The following is a 16,899-nucleotide window of genomic DNA, read 5'->3' as shown; positions in this document are numbered from 1 at the left end:
AGCATGATTTCGATTCAATTGCCCGACGGTTCCAAGCGCGAATTCCCGCAAGCCGTCACCGTGGCCGATGTGGCCGCGTCCATTGGCGCTGGCCTGGCCAAGGCGGCCCTGGCCGGTCGTGTTGGCAGCGGTGAATCCGCCCGCCTGGTCGACACCAGTCATCTGATCGAGGCCGATACACAGCTGGCCATCATCACCGACAAGGATGCCGATGGCCTTGAAGTGATCCGCCACTCGACCGCCCACCTGCTGGCCTATGCGGTCAAGGAGCTGTTCCCGGAGGCGCAGGTCACGATTGGCCCGGTGATCGACAACGGCTTCTACTACGACTTCAGCTACAAGCGCCCGTTCACGCCCGAGGATCTGGCGGCCATCGAATCGAAGATGGGCGAGCTGGCCAAGAAGGATGAGAAGGTGGTGCGCTCGGTGCTGCCGCGTGACGAGGCCGTGGCCTACTTCAAGAGCATCGGCGAGGCCTACAAGGCCGAGATCATCGAGAGCATCCCGGCCGATCAGGATGTGTCGCTGTACGCCGAGGGCAAGTTCACCGATCTGTGCCGCGGCCCCCACGTGCCCTCGACCGGCAAGCTCAAGCACTTCAAGCTGATGAAGGTGGCCGGCGCCTACTGGCGCGGCGATCACCGCAACGAGCAGCTGCAGCGCATCTATGGCACGGCCTGGGCCAGCAAGGACGATCTGCAGAAGTACCTGACCCTGCTCGAGGAAGCCGAGAAGCGCGACCACCGCAAGCTCGGCCGCGAACTGGATCTGTTCCATATCGATGAGCATTCGCCCGGAACCGTGTTCTGGCATCCCAAGGGCTGGACCGTCTGGCAGGAGGTCGAGCAGTACATGCGCCGGGTCTATCGCGACAACGGCTACCAGGAGGTCAAGGGTCCGCAGATCATTGACAAGAGCCTGTGGGAGAAAACCGGCCACTGGGACAAGTACCGCGAGAACATGTTCACGACGGAGTCGGAAAAGCGCGATTACGCGCTGAAGCCGATGAACTGCCCGGGCCACATCCTGATCTTCAAGCAGGGCATTAAGAGCTACCGCGACCTGCCGCTGCGCTACGGCGAGTTCGGTCAATGCCATCGCAACGAGCCGACCGGCGGCCTGCACGGCATCATGCGCGTGCGCGGCTTCACGCAGGATGATGGCCACATCTTCTGCACCGAAGACATGATCCAGACCGAGGTCAAGGCCTTCACGACGCTGCTGCAAAAGGTCTACAAGGACTTCGGCTTCACCAACATCATCTACAAGCTGTCGACGCGCCCCGAGCAGCGCATCGGCACCGATGAAAGCTGGGACAAGGCCGAGGCCGCGCTGGCCGAAGGTCTGCGTGCTTCCGGCTGCGAATTCGAATACCTGCCGGGCGAAGGCGCCTTCTACGGCCCTAAGATCGAGTACACGCTGAAGGATGCGCTGGGCCGCCCCTGGCAGTGCGGCACCATCCAGGTCGACCCCAACATGCCCGAGCGCCTGGACGCTGAATTCGTCGGCGAGGATGGCTCGCGCCACCGCCCGGTGATGCTGCATCGCGCCATCGTCGGCAGCCTGGAGCGCTTCATCGGCATCCTGATCGAACAGCACGCCGGCGCACTGCCGGTTTGGCTGGCGCCGACCCAGGTGGTCGTGGCCAATATCACCGATGCACAGGCCGATTACGTCGCGGAAATCGTGAAATCGCTGCAAAAACAAGGGCTTAGGGTGGTGAGCGATTTGCGGAACGAGAAAATCACGTATAAAATCCGCGAGCATTCTTTGCAAAAGGTTCCATTCATCCTCGTCGTCGGCGACAAGGAGAAGGCAAATGGAGCCGTTGCGGTGCGCGCCCGTGGCAACCAAGACCTCGGTGTGATGTCGCTGGAATCCTTCATCGAGAAGCTCCAGGCTGACATCGCCGCCAAGGTCTGATGCGGTTCTCACAAGGGCGCGTTTTTATTATTTGTGGGCCTGTTGCCTTGGGTTCTTTGAAGGGTACGCACCATCGCTACTTTTGCTGACCGTCGAGCGATTCCCGAGCGCAAGCATCGGCTGAACCGTGAAATTCTTGCTCCCGAAGTCCGCCTGAACGGCCCGGAGAACGAGCCCATCGGGATCGTGAGCATCCAGGAAGCCCTGCGCATGGCAGGTGATCTGGATGTGGACCTGGTTGAAATTTCCGCAACCGCGACGCCGCCCGTGTGCCGGCTGATGGATTACGGCAAGTTCAAGTACATGGAGCAGAAGCGCGCGGCCGAAGCCAAGGCCAAGCAGAAGGTCATCGAGATCAAGGAAGTCAAGTTCCGCCCGGGTACGGACGAAGGCGACTACCAGATCAAGATGCGCAATCTGCGTCGCTTCATCGCTGAAGACGGTGACAAGGGCAAGGTCACGCTGCGTTACCGCGGCCGTGAAATCACCCACCAGGACATCGGTATGCGCTTGCTGGAGCGTATTCGCGACGAGCTGGCGGATGTGGCGGTCGTCGAGAACATGCCCAAGCTGGAAGGCCGGCAGATGATCATGGTGTTGGCGCCGAAGAAACGCTAACCCCCGGCCCGCGGGTACGCGGGCTTCACCCCCGAGGGGGTGTAATCAAAATCGGGCGCTGGTCCGATTTTGATTACCTTGGGGCCGTCCTTGAGGCGGCTCGGCGAACGGCCCAAATGCAGCTGTTTGCAAAAAGTTCTGGCCCGTCGATCTGGTCGTCGGCGGGCTTATTAGTCTCCAGAGGCAAGGAAAGCGCGTCGAGGAATCGAAGCCGCCCCTGGGACGCACTTAAAAGGAGCACTCAAATGCCCAAAATGAAGACCAAGAGCAGCGCGAAAAAGCGTTTTCGCGTTCGTCCGGGTGGTACCGTCAAGCGCGGTCAAGCGTTCAAGCGCCACATCCTGACCAAGAAGACCACGAAGAACAAGCGCCACCTGCGTGGTGCTACCAACGTGCACGAAACCAACATGGGCCACATCGCACAGATGCTGCCCCTGGCTGGTCTGTAATTCACCCACTAACACAAGGAGTTAAACATGCCTCGCGTTAAACGTGGTGTTACCGCACGTGCTCGTCATAAGAAGGTCCTGGCTCTGGCCAAGGGTTTCCGTGGTCGTCGCAAGAACGTCTTCCGCATCGCCAAGCAGGCGGTGATGAAGGCTGGTCAGTATGCCTACCGTGACCGCCGCGCCAAGAAACGTGTGTTCCGTGCGCTGTGGATTGCTCGTATCAACGCAGCAAGCCGTGGCCTGGGCCTGACCTACAGCAAGTTCGTCGCTGGCCTGAAGAAGGCTCAGATCGACATCGACCGCAAGGTCCTGGCTGACCTCGCCGTCAACGATCCTGCTGGTTTTGCCAGCATCTTCGCCAAGGTGAAGGCCGCTCTCGCTTAAATCGCCCGATACCCTTCTGGCCTCCTCGGAGGGCAGGAGGGTGCGGCAGCCCCGGCTCTGGTAGCCGTGGCGCGCACCTTTCAAAGGCCGACACCCTGGTGCTCGGCCTTTTTTATTCCCGTCACGGTCCCGCTTGCGGGGCCAGACCGACAACGAATCGCCCCGCGATGAACGATCTAGCTCAACTGCTGCAGGCCGCTCAGGCCGAGTTTGACCAAGCCCAAACGCCCGCCGACCTGGAGAACGCCAAGGCGCGCTTTCTGGGCAAGTCCGGTCGTGTGACCGAACTGCTCAAGGGCCTGGCCGCGCTGTCGGTGGAAGAGAAGAAGACCCGCGGGGCCGAGATCAACCAGCTGAAGCTGGGCATCGAGGCCGCACTGACCGCCCGCCGCCAGGCGCTGGCTGATGCTGAACTGGCGCTGCAGCTGAAGGCCGAGGCGCTGGACGTCAGCCTGCCCGGCCGCCAGCGTGGCACTGGTGGTCTGCACCCGATCACCCGCGCGATGGAGCGCATCGAGGCGATCTTTGGCTCGATGGGTTTTGATGTGGCCGACGGCCCCGAGATCGAGACCGATTGGTTCAGCTTCTCCTCGCTGAACAACCCGGAGAACCATCCGGCGCGCTCGATGCAGGACACCTTCTATGTCGACATGAAGGACGAGGGCGGCCGCTACTTCAATTTGCGCCCGCACACCAGCCCGATGCAGATCCGCTATGCCCAGGCCCATGCGCGCAAGTATGCCGGCCAGGACAGCATGCCGGAGATCCGCGTCATTGCGCCCGGCCGCACCTACCGGGTCGACAGCGACGCGACCCACTCGCCGATGTTCCATCAGGTCGAAGGCCTCTGGGTGGGCGAGAACATCAGCTTCAAGGATTTGAAGTCGGTCTACCTGAACTTCATCACCGCCTTCTTCGAGACCGATGCGCTGCAACTGCGCTTCCGCCCGAGCTATTTCCCCTTCACCGAGCCCAGCGCCGAGATCGACATCATGTTCGAGGCCGGCCCGCTGAAAGGCCGCTGGCTGGAAGTGTCCGGCGCCGGCCAGGTGCATCCGCAGGTTATCCGCAATATGGGCCTGGACCCCGAGCGGTACATCGGTTTTGCCTTTGGCTCCGGCATCGATCGCCTGGCCATGCTGCGCTATGGCGTCAACGACCTGCGCCTGTTCTTTGATGGCGATCTGCGCTTCTTGAGCCAATTCAAGTAAAGCCCTCAACGCCTGCCCACGAACAAGCCTGAACAAGAAGCGAAGAACATGCAATTCCCAGAGTCCTGGCTGCGCGCCTTTTGCAACCCGCCGCTGAACACCCAAGCGCTGGCCGATCTGCTGACCATGTCCGGCATGGAAGTCGAGGAGCTGCGTCCGGCCGCCCCGCCTTTCAGCGGCATCGTTGTGGCCGAAATCCTCGAAGCCGAACAACACCCTAACGCCGACAAGCTGCGTGTCTGCAAGGTCAATGCGGGTAGCGCTTTTAACAACGGCGAGCCGCTGCAAATCGTCTGCGGCGCACCGAACGCTCGCGCCGGCATCAAGGTGCCGCTGGCCACCGTTGGTGCCGAGCTGCCGCCGGGCGAGGACGGCAAGCCTTTCCTGATCAAGGTGGGTAAGCTGCGCGGCGTCGAGAGCTTCGGCATGCTGTGCTCGGCCCGTGAGCTCAAGCTGTCTGAGGATCATGGTGGCCTGCTGGAGCTGGCTGCTGACGCCGCCGTGGGCCAGGACATCCGCGCCCACCTGAACCTTGACGACACGCTGTTCACGCTGAAGCTGACGCCCAATCTGGGCCATGGCCTGAGCGTGCTGGGTGTGGCCCGCGAGGTCTCGGCGCTGACCGGCGTGCCGCTGGCGCTGCCGGCCATCGCTCCGGTTCCCCCTAGCCATCAGGACAAACTGCCGGTGCGCATCGAAGCCGCGGATCTCTGCGGTCGTTTCTCGGGCCGCATCATCCGTGGCGTCAACACCCAGGCGCAGACGCCGGCCTGGATGGTCGAACGTCTGGCGCGCTGCGGTCAGCGCTCGGTGTCGCCGCTGGTCGACATCTCCAACTATGTGATGTTCGAGCTCGGCCGCCCCTCGCACATCTTCGATCTCGACAAGATTGCCAAGGAACTGGTGGTGCGCTGGGGCAAACCCGGCGAAACGCTGAAGCTGCTCAATGGCAACACCATCACCGTCGACGAGAAGGTCGGCGTGATTGCCGATGCCGAGCAGCTTGAGTCGCTGGCCGGCATCATGGGGGGCGATCACACGGCGGTGTCGGACAGCACGCAGAACATCTATGTCGAGGCCGCGTTCTGGTGGCCGGAAGCCGTGATGGGCCGCGGCCGACGCTACAACTTCTCCACCGATGCCGGCCATCGCTTCGAGCGCGGCGTAGATCCGGCCGGTACCGTTGATCACATCGAGCGCATCAGCCAGCTGATTCTGGACATCTGTGGTGGCCAGGCTGGTCCCATGGACGACCAGACCACGCGTCTACCCGAGCAAAAGCCGGTGCAGCTGCGGGTGGCGCGTGCGGCCAAGGTGATCGGCATGCCGATCAGCCAGGCCGATTGCGTCAGCGTCTTCACGCGCCTGGGCCTGAGCTTCAGTGAAGCTCCCGGTGTGCTGACGGTCACGCCGCCCAGCTGGCGTTTCGATATCCAGATCGAGGAAGACCTGATCGAGGAAATCATTCGCGTGCTTGGCTATCCCAAGCTGCCGGCGACGCCGCCGCTGGCGCCGGTGGTCGGAAAGGTGCTCTCGGAGTCACGCCGTGGTGTTCACGCGCTGCGCCGTGCCGTGGCTGCACGGGATTATTTCGAGACCATCAACTTCAGCTTTGTCGAGGCGCGCTGGGAGCAGGAGCTGGCCGGCAATGCCGACCCGATCCGCTTGCTGAACCCGATTGCAGCGCCGCTGTCGGTGATGCGCAGCAGCCTGATCGGCAGCTTGATCCAGGTGCTGCGTCACAACCTCGCTCGCAAGGCACCGCGGGTGCGCGTGTTCGAGATCGGCCGCGTCTTCCTGCGTGATGCCAGCGTCGGCCAGGGCGATGCCAGCATCGCCGGCGTGGCGCAACCGCAGCACCTGGGTGGTCTGGCCTGGGGGGCGGCCGATCAGCAGCAATGGAGTCAGCGTGATCGCGCGGTCGACTTCTTCGACGTCAAGGGCGATCTGGAAGCGCTGTTCGCACCGCGCCAGCTGCGCTTTGTGGCCGCCGAGCATCCAGCCCTGCACCCGGGCCGCAGCGCCCGTGTGGAGCTGGACGGTCGCGAGATCGGCGTGATCGGTGAACTGCATCCGAAGTGGCGCCAGGCCTATGAGCTGCCGCAGAACGGCGGCGCGCCGGTGCTGTTCGAGCTGGATCTCGACGCTTCGCTGTCGCAGCAGCTGCCGCAAGGCCAGGGCGTACCGCGCCAGCAGGCGGTGCTGCGCGATATCGCCGTCATCGTCGGCGAGCATGTCACCCACGAATTGTTGATGCAGGCCATTGGCGGCGTGGGCGGCACCCTGGTACGCTCGGCGCGGCTGTTCGATGTGTTCAAGCCGGTGCAGGGCAGCAGCGATCTGCAAGCTGGCGAACGCAGCATGGCAATCCGCCTCGAATTGCTGGACGACGAAGCAACGCTGACCGATGAACGCATCGAGCAGACGGTGAGCCAGGTGCTGCAGGCCCTGGCTGAGCGTCTCGGTGCCCGACTGCGCGCCTGACGAGGCAAGGGGTGATGAGCGCGATGAACGACGATGACGTGAGTAAGGGCGCCGAGACGGTGCCGGTGCTGCTGCCGAGCCTGGAGACGCCCACGCTGACCAAGGCCGAGCTGGCCGAATTGCTGTTCGACAAGCTGGGCCTGAACAAGCGCGAGTCCAAGGACATGGTCGAGGCCTTTTTCGACATCATCCATGGCAGCCTGGTGCAGGGCAGGGATGTGAAGCTGTCCGGCTTTGGCAACTTCAATATCCGCCGCAAGGCCTCGCGCCCCGGGCGCAATCCGCGCACCGGTGAAGCGATTCCTATCAAGGCGCGCAACGTTGTTACCTTTCATGCCAGCCACAAACTCAAGGGTGCGGTACAAGGGGATGTTCCCGCCGCGGATGACTTCGAGTAGAGTCTGACCTCCCCACCTGAAGCCCTTGATTTCAATGGACAAAGCGCTTCCTGCCATTCCCGCCAAGCGTTACTTCACCATCGGTGAGGTCAGCGAGTTGTGTGGCGTGAAGCCTTATGTGCTGCGTTACTGGGAGCAGGAGTTCACCCAGTTGAAGCCGATGAAGCGGCGCGGCAACCGGCGCTACTACCAGCATCACGAGGTGCTGCTGATTCGCCGCATCCGCGATCTGCTCTACGACCAGGGCTTCACCATCAGCGGTGCCCGCAATCAGCTGGCCGATGGGGCCGCGCGTGGCGAGCCGCAGAGCAGCTTCCGTGACGAGGCCGAGGCCGCTCAGCGCCTGGATGAAGACCTGTTGCTTGCGGGGCAACACCTGACCCCGCGCGCCGCCGCACCGGCGGTGATGGCGGCCGGCGTGCAGGACAGTGCGCGCACGACGGTGAGCCTCGAGAAGCTGTCGATCGCCCAGGTCCGCGAAGAATTGCTATCGATTCGATCGACACTGCTTGCGCAATAGTGTTTTTTCGTTCTATAATCTTTTTCTCAGTCGGGGCGTAGCGCAGCCTGGTAGCGCACTTGCATGGGGTGCAAGGGGTCGCGAGTTCGAATCCCGCCGCCCCGACCAAAGAACAGCTGAAGCCCGGTATCGAAAGATGCCGGGCTTTTTGCTTTTCAGGGCGCAGTGAAACGAAGTGAAGTGGGGGTCTGGGCCTGCTTGGCGGCGGCATTCAGCCTGCCATGTCCTGCTCGCTGATCCAGGCCTGAGCCTCGGGGCTCGGTTGAAGTGCCGCCGACTGATGCCGCAAGCCGCGCAGCCTGTGGATCTCGTGCTCAACGCGCTGCCGGTCGGCCTGCGCCAAGGCGCTGATGATGCGTTGGCGCACGCCCTGCAGCTGCTGGTGCGCCTGGCGCGCTGCCTGCATGCGTTCATTGCGGCGCTGGGCCAGGGCCTGGCTGACCCGCTCGGCCTCGGCCGGCCTTTGTAGCAGGATCAAGACACGCAGCTGCGCGGCCATGGCACCTAACGCTTCAACGTCGCGCACGCGCAGCGACTGCGGCTCGAACAGCGCCTGCAGCAAGGCGAGAGCGTCATCAAGCCGATCGCTGGCTTCGGCGATCAGGGCCAGCTCCAGCTGCATCGAGCGGCGCAGCCCATGCCATTGCCTTGTCGAGGGTGAGGCGAGCACCGATGCAAGCTGCTCCTGGGCCGCGCTCAGGCGGCCTTGACGGCGCTTCCAGCGGCCCATATTGGCGTGCCACATCAGGCGGATGAACTCGCTGGGTTCGCCGCTGGCCAGCGCGTCGCCCAGCGGAAGCAGGCGTTGCCCGCGTTCGAGCACGCCCTGGGCCATGCGCTGATTGCCGGCGCTCAGATAGTTGTCGTGCAGCGCGCACAGCAGGTGGATGGCGTTGGAGTAGCGCCGCAAGCGTTCATAGCCCAGGCCTTGCTGTTCGACAAAGCCCAGCGACTCAATCATGAATCGCTCAGCTTCCAAGGCATCGCCCATGCACAGATAGGCCATGGCGCTGCGCTCCAGGCCTTGCGAGCAGAGCAGCGGATCGCGCAGCAGCAGGCCGTCTTGCAGCGTCACCTGGGCCGCGCGCAGGGCTTGCTCGGGCATGGACAGGTTCACATGGCAGTAGGAGATCAACTCCATCAGTTCTGCACGCTGGCGCGAGCCTTCGTCGAGTGCGCGCAGATTGAGCATCTCGGCGCAGTCCTGCAGCGTGTCGCCAAAACGATCGAACTTGCTGTGGCAGCGGGCGCGGATGAAGAGCAGTCGAAGCTGGAGATCGCGCTTGCAGGGGCTGTCTTCCAAGCCATCTACGCCTTCAAACAGCGGTGGCAGCTGTGCCAGGACTTCGGTGAATTGGCCGAGGGCGAACTGTGCGCTCAGCTCGGCCAGCGCGGCCTCCAGGGCGGCCACGACGGCGGATGGGTACTGCATGAACACCTCTGGCGGGGTTGGACGAGGCCCCGACCCGATCGAGTGTATGCGCTGCTCGCCCTGTTGGGCGATCCCCGTTGTGATGGGGCTGCCGGCGCCGGAGAGTCAGCTGGTCGCCGCGCCCATGCGCTCGATGCGCTGATGCAAAAAGGCCTGTGCCAGGCTGGATTCGGGCTGCAGGCGCTGCCCGATGTAAAGCTCCTGGCGCCGCTCGGCAATTTGCGTGCGCAGCCGGCTGGCCATCACCGCCATCGGGTCCAGCCCCTTGGCCTCGGCCTGGCTGATGGCTTGCAGGAGCTGGTGCATGGGATGGGCTTGCAGGGCGAGCAAATGGGCTTGCACGACGCGCAGCCGGCCTTGCACGCCCAGCTCGCTGCGCCGCAGCCATTCCAGCACCGCATCGCCGTTGCTGCCGGTGACCTTCAAGGGGTCTTCGCCGGCACGCAGCAGCAAGCGCTCGAGGCGTGGCCTGTCGCCAGCGGCGTAGGCCGCGTTGGCGTCAATCATGTCGGTTTCGCGCTGCAGCCGTTCGATATCGCTGCGCGCAAGGTCAGGATGCAGGCGCATCGCGGCGCGGCGATACAGCTGCTTCAGGCTGGGCGGCTCGATTTCAACCATGCCGCCTTGGGGCTCGTGGGGCAGCGGCGCGGCGGCGGGAAGCGTGGGCAGTTGGGGCAGGGCGGTGGGCTTGGGCGGCATGGGCATGCGCACATCAACGCCGTTGCGGCGCAGCGCTTCAGACAGGTAGCTGGTGGCCAGATGGAGTTGCGACTCGAGTGCATCAAGCTCCAGGTACAGCGGGCCTAGCAGATCGGTGTAGCGGGCAACGAACTCCTGCAGCCTTTGGTGCAGGGCGCCAAACTCGCCTTCCAGGCTCTGTACATAGGCTTGCAGGTCGCTCAGCTGGCCGCGGCGACGTGCGAGTTCATGCCTGGTGATCGTCGGTGTTCTCATGCAGTGAGCGGTGTGTGCCGCCGATGGGGCCGCGGGTCGGGCATAGCGCTATTCTGCACGGCAATACGCGTTTGGGAAAAGAAAAACAGCCCGCAAAACCACTGCTTTGCGGGCTGCTTCCTGGCCGTTTCGGCCTGATTAGGGAAACACCTCAGGGCTTGGACGCGCCAGACTCCATGGCCGAGGCTGCCGAAGCTGCGGGCTCAGCCGGCAGCGCTCCAACCAGGCTCACAGAGGCCGCAGCAGCGGGCTCGCTGGCGGCCACGGCGGGCAGGTGGCCGGCATTGACCGGTTCCACGCTTTGCGACGCCATCGGCAGCAGTGGCACGATCAGCAGGGCGACGATGTTGATGATCTTGATCAAGGGGTTGACGGCAGGGCCTGCCGTGTCCTTGTAGGGGTCGCCCACGGTGTCGCCGGTGACGGCGGCCTTGTGCGCCTCGGAACCCTTGCCACCGTGATGGCCGTCTTCGATGTACTTCTTGGCGTTGTCCCAGGCGCCACCGCCGGTGCACATCGAAATGGCAACGAACAGGCCGGTGACGATGGTGCCCATCAGCAGGCCACCCAGCGCGGCCGGACCGAGCAGCAGGCCGACCAGCACCGGTACGACGACTGGCAGCAGCGAGGGCACGATCATTTCCTTGATCGCGGCGGTGGTCAGCATGTCGACCGCACGGCCGTACTCCGGCTTGCCCGAGCCGTCCATGATGCCCTTGATCTCCTTGAACTGGCGGCGCACCTCAACGACAACGGCGCCGGCCGCGCGGCCAACGGCCTCCATGGCCATCGCACCAAAGAGGTAGGGAATCAGGCCGCCAATGAACAGGCCGACGATGACCTTGGGATCGCTGAGATCGAACTGCACATTGATACCACGGGCCGACAGCGAGTGGGTGTAGTCGGCGAACAGCACCAGCGCAGCCAGACCGGCCGAGCCGATGGCATAGCCCTTGGTCACGGCCTTGGTCGTGTTGCCGACGGCATCCAGCGGATCGGTGACGGCGCGCACGCTCTCGGGCAGCTCGGACATTTCGGCAATGCCGCCGGCGTTGTCGGTGATCGGGCCGTAGGCGTCAAGGGCAACGACGATGCCGGCCATGCTCAGCATCGAAGTGGCCGCGACGGCAATCGCATACAGGCCGCCCAGCGAGTAGGAGGCGATGATGGCAACGCAGACAAACAGCACCGGCCAGGCGGTCGAGCGCATCGAGACGCCGAGGCCGGCGATGATGTTGGTGCCATGGCCGGTGGTCGAGGCCTGGGCGATGTGCTGCACCGGCGAGTACTGTGTGCCGGTGTAGAACTCGGTGATCCAGACCAGCACGGCGGTCAGCACCAGGCCGACGGCGCAGGCACCGAACAGGCGCAGCTGGGTGCCGGCACCCAGCGCGTCATCGGGCACGACGGCGCGGGTGACGAAGAAGAAGGCGATCAGCGAGAGCACGCCAGCGACGGTCAGGCCCTTGTACAGCGCCGGCATCACGTTCTTCATGCCGGGGCTGGCCTTGACGAAGCTGCAGCCGATGATGGAAGCGATGATGGACACGCCGCCCAGTAACAGCGGGTAGAGCACGGCGGCCATCGGTGCAGCGGTCACGACCAGGGCGCCCAGAGCCATCGTGGCAATCAGTGTCACCGCGTAGGTCTCGAACAGGTCGGCGGCCATGCCTGCGCAGTCGCCGACGTTGTCACCAACGTTGTCGGCGATCACCGCCGGGTTGCGCGGATCATCCTCGGGGATGCCGGCTTCGACCTTGCCCACCAGATCGGCGCCGACGTCGGCGCCCTTGGTGAAGATTCCGCCACCCAGGCGAGCGAAGATCGAGATCAGCGAGGAGCCGAAGGCAAAGCCCAGCAGCGGCTTCAGCGTGGCGGAGTCCACCTTGTCGCCGCCGCTCAGGAACCAGAAGAACAGGCTCACGCCGAGCAGGCCCAGGCCGACGACCAGCATGCCGGTGATGGCACCGCCCTTGAAGGCAACATCCAGCGCCGGGGCCATGCCCTTGGTGGCGGCCTGAGCGGTGCGCACATTGGCGCGCACCGAGACGTTCATGCCGATGAAGCCGCAGGCGCCTGAGAGCACCGCGCCGACGACGAAGCCGATGGCGGTGGTCTTGTCCAGGAACAGGGCGATCAGGATGGCCAGCACGACGCCGACCACGGCAATCGTCTTGTACTGACGGGCCAGATAGGCGGCCGCACCCTGCTGAATCGCCGCAGCGATCTCCTGCATGCGCGCGTTGCCCGCGTCCTGACTGAGGATCCAGCTTCTTTGGATGAAGCCATAAAGTACCGCGGCAAGGCCGCAGGCCAGCGCGAAATACAGCGCCAAACTCGTCGACATGAACATGTCTCCTGTGTTGTATCTGCCGTTTTGAAAAGACGCCTGTTCTCTCCAACGCCAGTCCTGCGCGCTGCGAAACAGGTCGGTGGAATCATGCTAAGTGAGCGGCACGCTGCCGCGATTGAGCGTTTACCAGTGGTTTGGGGTAAACCAGATTCATGCAAGATTCAGTGCTGCGCTGTCAGGCTCATGCCAGGGCTGCCTCTAGAATGCGGGTTTCCCCTTGCCGTAGAGAACACAATGAGCCTGCACAACGTGACCCCTGGCGCCAAGGCGCCCGAGCAATTCAACGTGATCATTGAGATCCCGATGAATGCCGACCCGATCAAGTACGAAGTCGACAAGGAAACCGGCGCGCTGTTCGTCGATCGTTTCATGACGACGGCGATGCACTACCCCTGCAACTACGGCTACATCCCGCAGACGCTGTCCGACGATGGCGATCCGGTTGATGTGCTGGTGGTGACGCCCTATCCGCTGACCCCTGGTGTGGTCGTGACCTGCCGCGCCATCGGCGTGCTGAAGATGGACGACGAAGCCGGTGGCGATGCCAAGCTGCTGGCCGTGCCCATCGACAAGATCCTGCCGATGTACACCCACTGGCAAAAGCCCGAAGACGTGAACAAGATGCGCTTGAACGCCATCCAGCACTTCTTCGAGCACTACAAGGATCTGGAGCCGGGCAAGTGGGTCAAGGTGCAGGGCTGGGAAGGCCCGGAAGCTGCCAAGGCCGAGATCAGCTCGGGCATGGCCGCCTACGCCAAGCAGGCTGCCGCCAAGTAAGCCTGGCCAGCTGGCTCACTGCGGTGAGCTTTGGCATCAAGCGCCTTCGGGCGCTTTTTTCATGCCCGGAATGGGTTGCGATGGGCTGCGCTTGAGGGTCAGGTCTTGCTGGTCGACGCGGGCTTGAAGGGCTGGTGCTGCTCCAGTTCATTGACGTAGTTCTGCATGGCCTGGCCCTCCTGGGCGAGGAAGTCGGCCACCGCGTCGCGGAACTGCGGATGGGCCAGCCAATGTGCTGACTGGGTGCCCACCGGCAGCAGGCCACGCGCCATCTTGTGCTCGCCCTGTGCGCCACCCTCAAAACGCAGCCAGCCCTGCGCCAGGCACCAGGCCAGCGGCTGGTAGTAGCAGGCGTCAAAGTGCAGGCAGGGAATGGCCTCGGTGGCGCCCCAGTAGCGGCCGAAGGCGCTGCGCCTGGCGGGGTCCAGCGCCAGCAGCGAGGCAGCGACGGGCTGGCCTTCCCGTTCGGCGATGAACATCAGCCAGTGCTCAGGCATTTCGGCCTGCATCTGGGCGAAGAAATCGCGACTCAGGTAGGGCTTGCTGTGATGTGCGCGGTAGGTGAGCTGGTAGCAGCGGTAGAAGAAGTCCCAGTCGGCAGAGCTGATGTCTGAGCCGCGCGGCGCCCGGAAACTGACGCCGGCCTCGCGAACGCGGCGCTGCTCCTGCTGGATTTTCTTGCGTTTTTCGCGCTGCAGGCTGGCCAGAAAATCGGCAAAGCTGCAGGGCTGCCCATTGCCCTGCCAATGGAATTGCACCTGCTGGCGTGGCAGCCAACCCGCCGCACACAAGGCGGCCTGATCGCTGTCATCGCCAAACAGCACATGGGCCGAAGAGGCCTGCTCCCGCAGGGCCAATTGCCGCAGGCCATCGATCAAGGCCTGGCGGGCCGCTGGCGTGCGCGCCAGCAGGCGGCTGCCCGGCACCGGGGTGAAGGGCACGGCGACCAGCAGCTTGGGGTAGTAGTGCAGGCCATGGCGATGGTAGGCCTCGGCCCAGGCCCAGTCGAACACGTATTCGCCCCAGGAGTGCGATTTCAGATAGGCCGGGCAGGCGCCCATCAACTGATCACCGTCCCAGACGCTCAGAAAGCGCGCCTCCCAGCCGGTGGCCGCGCAGGCAGAGCCGCTGCGCTGCAGCGCCCGCAGGAAGGCCAGGCGCATGAACGGCGTGGGCTGCGCGCTTTGCGCCAGCAGCGCGTCCCAGCGGCCGGCATCGAGTTGCAGCGGGTCCTCATCGATCTGCAGGCGCAACGTAAGTGGTGGCGTGTTCATCGTCGGGGCGGATGATAGGTGCGCATTGCATGACGCGCTGCTGCAGGGATTTGGCGATCGTGCGTTTGATGGCAGGATGCGGGCATGGAATTTCACAATCTCTACAACCACCAGTTCGCACGCATCGCCGTTGGCGTGCCGCTGTGCCGCGTGGCCGATCCTGTCTTTAATGCGGCGCAGACGCTGGCGCTGATGCAGCAGGCCGATCAAGCCAGCGCTGCAGTGGTCGCGTTTCCTGAGTTGGGCCTGTCGGCCTACAGCTGCGACGACCTGTTCCATCAGCGTGCCTTGCTGGATGCCTGCGAGCAGGCGCTGGCTGAGCTGCTGAAGGCCTCCGAGACGCTGATGAGCATTGCCATCGTCGGGCTGCCGCTGCGCATTGATCAGCGGCTGTTCAACTGCGCTGTGGCCCTGTATCGCGGCCGCCTGCTGGCCGTCTGGCCCAAAACCTATCTGCCCAATTACGCTGAGTTCTACGAAGCGCGCCAGTTCAATGCTGCCAGCGAATTGCTGAGCCAGCAGATCGAGCTGCTGGGGCAGTCGGTGCCGCTGGGCAGCGATGTGCTGGTCGAGGTGCAGGATCTGCCGGGCCTAGTGTTGCATTGCGAGATCTGCGAGGACGTCTGGACGCCAATCCCACCGTCCAGCTTTGCGGCACTGGCCGGGGCCACGGTGCTGGTCAATCTGTCCGCCTCCAATGTGACGGTTGGCAAGGCCAATTACCGGCGCCAGCTGGTGTCTCAGCAGTCGGCGCGCTGCCTGGCTGCCTATGTGTACACCTCGGCCGGGGCGGGGGAGTCCAGCACTGATTTGGCCTGGGACGGTCAGGCGCTGATTTGCGAGAACGGCGAGACCCTGGTGGAGTCGCAGCGCTATCAGCGCGAGTCGCAGCTGATCGTCGCTGACGTCGATCTGGAGCGGCTCAGCCGCGAGCGCATGCGCCAGAGCAGCTTTGGCGCCTCGGTGGGTGTGCATCAGCAGGCGCTGCAGGCGTTTCGGCGCGTTGAGGTGGCGCTTGCGCCGCCTCGCGAGACTGTGCTGCCGCTGCAGCGGCGTGTTGAACGATTCCCCTATGTGCCTGCCGAGCGCAGCCGCCGCGATGAGCGCTGCGAAGAGGTGTTCAGCATCCAGGTGCAGGCACTGGTGCAGCGTCTGCAGTCCAGCGGTATCGGCAAGCTGGTGATTGGTATTTCCGGCGGACTGGATTCCACCCATGCGCTCTTGGTGGCAGCACGGGCGATGGACAGGATGGGCCTGCCACGCACACAGATCATCGGCGTCACCATGCCTGGCTTTGCCACCAGCACCCGCACCCGCGATCAGGCCTGGCGGCTGATGCAGACGATAGGCTGCGAGGCGCGCGAGATCGACATCCGGCCCAGCTGCACGCAGATGCTCAAAGACCTGGGGCACCCCTACGCGCAGGGTCAAGCGGTCTACGACGTCACCTTCGAAAATGTCCAGGCGGGCGAGCGTACCAGCCACCTGTTCCGGCTGGCCAACCATCTGGGCGCGCTGGTGCTGGGCACCGGTGATCTGAGCGAGTTGGCGCTGGGCTGGTGTACCTATGGTGTCGGCGACCATATGTCGCACTACAACGTCAATGCCAGCGTGCCCAAGACGCTGATCCAGTACCTGGTGCGCTGGGTCGCGGAGACTGGCCAGCTCGGCGCCGCCACGGCTAGCGAGGTGCTGCTGGACATCCTGGCCACCGAGATCAGCCCCGAGCTCGTGCCAGGGCAAGCGCTGCAGAGCACCGAGAGCCATATCGGCCGCTACGAGCTGCAGGATTTCAACCTCTTCTACACGCTGCGCCATGGTTATGCGCCGGCCAAGATTGCCTTCCTGGCGCTGCAGGCCTGGGGTGACAGGCAGCGCGGTGACTGGCCCGATGGCGAGCATGTGCAGCGCAACGAATACGAGCTTGCCGAAATCAAAAGGGTGCTCGGCATCTTCGTTCGGCGCTTCTTCCAGGGCAGCCAGTTCAAGCGCAGCTGCGTGCCCAACGCGCCCAAGGTGGGCAGTGGCGGCTCGCTGTCGCCGCGCGGCGATTGGCGGGCGCCCAGCGATGGCGAGGCGAGCGTCTGGCTGGCCGATCTGCAGCGCATTCCGGCCTGAGTTC

Annotated in this window: 14 protein-coding genes and 1 tRNA gene; 11 read left to right on the top strand and 4 right to left on the bottom strand. The window is 64.1% G+C overall.

Annotation, left to right across the window (positions count from 1 at the left end):
* Positions 1-3: 3 nt before the first annotated feature.
* The 9 genes from thrS (at position 4) to RQP53_RS04715 (ending at position 8,095) form a co-directional block, all read left to right on the top strand.
* The gene (gene thrS, locus RQP53_RS04755; RefSeq protein ID WP_315648970.1) at positions 4-1,923 is read left to right on the top strand and encodes a threonine--tRNA ligase; all 1,920 of its coding nucleotides are present in this window, start codon (positions 4-6) and stop codon (positions 1,921-1,923) included.
* A 72-nt stretch (positions 1,924-1,995) separates the two neighbouring features.
* Complete coding sequence (infC, locus tag RQP53_RS04750; protein WP_315649199.1) at positions 1,996-2,541, top strand: translation initiation factor IF-3; 546 nt, start codon at positions 1,996-1,998, stop codon at positions 2,539-2,541.
* A gap of 245 nt (positions 2,542-2,786) precedes the next feature.
* A complete protein-coding gene (rpmI, locus tag RQP53_RS04745) occupies positions 2,787-2,990 on the top strand; it encodes a 50S ribosomal protein L35 (protein WP_315648969.1) in 204 nt (67 codons plus the stop codon).
* Positions 2,991-3,017: 27 nt separating this feature from the next.
* Complete coding sequence (gene rplT / locus RQP53_RS04740) at positions 3,018-3,374, top strand: 50S ribosomal protein L20 (protein ID WP_102766472.1); 357 nt, start codon at positions 3,018-3,020, stop codon at positions 3,372-3,374.
* Positions 3,375-3,541: 167 nt separating this feature from the next.
* Positions 3,542-4,585, top strand: a complete 1,044-nt coding sequence (gene pheS / locus RQP53_RS04735) for a phenylalanine--tRNA ligase subunit alpha (protein WP_315648964.1) — start codon at positions 3,542-3,544, stop codon at positions 4,583-4,585.
* A 48-nt stretch (positions 4,586-4,633) separates the two neighbouring features.
* Complete coding sequence (gene pheT / locus RQP53_RS04730) at positions 4,634-7,069, top strand: phenylalanine--tRNA ligase subunit beta (RefSeq protein ID WP_315648963.1); 2,436 nt, start codon at positions 4,634-4,636, stop codon at positions 7,067-7,069.
* Between the two features lie 23 nt (positions 7,070-7,092).
* Positions 7,093-7,467, top strand: coding sequence for an integration host factor subunit alpha (locus RQP53_RS04725; RefSeq protein ID WP_315649198.1), 375 nt, complete (start codon positions 7,093-7,095; stop codon positions 7,465-7,467).
* A gap of 34 nt (positions 7,468-7,501) precedes the next feature.
* Positions 7,502-7,987 (top strand): MerR family transcriptional regulator, encoded by a 486-nt coding sequence (locus tag RQP53_RS04720; RefSeq protein WP_315648962.1) that lies wholly within the window; start codon positions 7,502-7,504, stop codon positions 7,985-7,987.
* Positions 7,988-8,018: 31 nt separating this feature from the next.
* Positions 8,019-8,095 (top strand) — tRNA-Pro (locus tag RQP53_RS04715).
* 103 nt (positions 8,096-8,198) lie between these two features.
* On the opposite strand, the gene RQP53_RS04710 is transcribed toward RQP53_RS04715, so the two are convergent.
* From RQP53_RS04710 to RQP53_RS04700, 3 genes are all read right to left on the bottom strand, one after another.
* Complete coding sequence (locus tag RQP53_RS04710) at positions 8,199-9,419, bottom strand: ATP-binding protein (RefSeq protein ID WP_315648960.1); 1,221 nt, start codon at positions 9,417-9,419, stop codon at positions 8,199-8,201.
* A gap of 105 nt (positions 9,420-9,524) precedes the next feature.
* Entirely contained in the window at positions 9,525-10,373 is an 849-nt protein-coding gene (locus tag RQP53_RS04705) for a J domain-containing protein (protein ID WP_315648959.1), read from the bottom strand.
* 151 nt (positions 10,374-10,524) lie between these two features.
* Positions 10,525-12,720 (bottom strand): sodium-translocating pyrophosphatase, encoded by a 2,196-nt coding sequence (locus tag RQP53_RS04700; protein WP_315648957.1) that lies wholly within the window; start codon positions 12,718-12,720, stop codon positions 10,525-10,527.
* Between the two features lie 240 nt (positions 12,721-12,960).
* Between RQP53_RS04700 and ppa the strand changes: the two genes are divergently transcribed.
* Entirely contained in the window at positions 12,961-13,503 is a 543-nt protein-coding gene (gene ppa, locus RQP53_RS04695; protein WP_315648956.1) for an inorganic diphosphatase, read from the top strand.
* A gap of 98 nt (positions 13,504-13,601) precedes the next feature.
* Here the strand turns inward: ppa and RQP53_RS04690 are convergent, their stop codons facing one another.
* Entirely contained in the window at positions 13,602-14,777 is a 1,176-nt protein-coding gene (locus RQP53_RS04690; RefSeq protein ID WP_315648954.1) for a GNAT family N-acetyltransferase, read from the bottom strand.
* Between the two features lie 84 nt (positions 14,778-14,861).
* Between RQP53_RS04690 and RQP53_RS04685 the strand changes: the two genes are divergently transcribed.
* Positions 14,862-16,895, top strand: coding sequence for an NAD(+) synthase (locus RQP53_RS04685; RefSeq protein ID WP_315648953.1), 2,034 nt, complete (start codon positions 14,862-14,864; stop codon positions 16,893-16,895).
* The last annotated feature ends 4 nt before the right edge of the window (positions 16,896-16,899 follow it).

The sequence above is a fragment of the Roseateles aquae genome (assembly GCF_032337115.1).
Taxonomy (GTDB): Bacteria; Pseudomonadota; Gammaproteobacteria; order Burkholderiales; family Burkholderiaceae_C; genus Roseateles_C; species Roseateles_C aquae.
The sequence above is the reverse complement of the archived record's forward strand: the minus strand, read 5'-3'. Positions and strand labels throughout refer to the sequence as shown.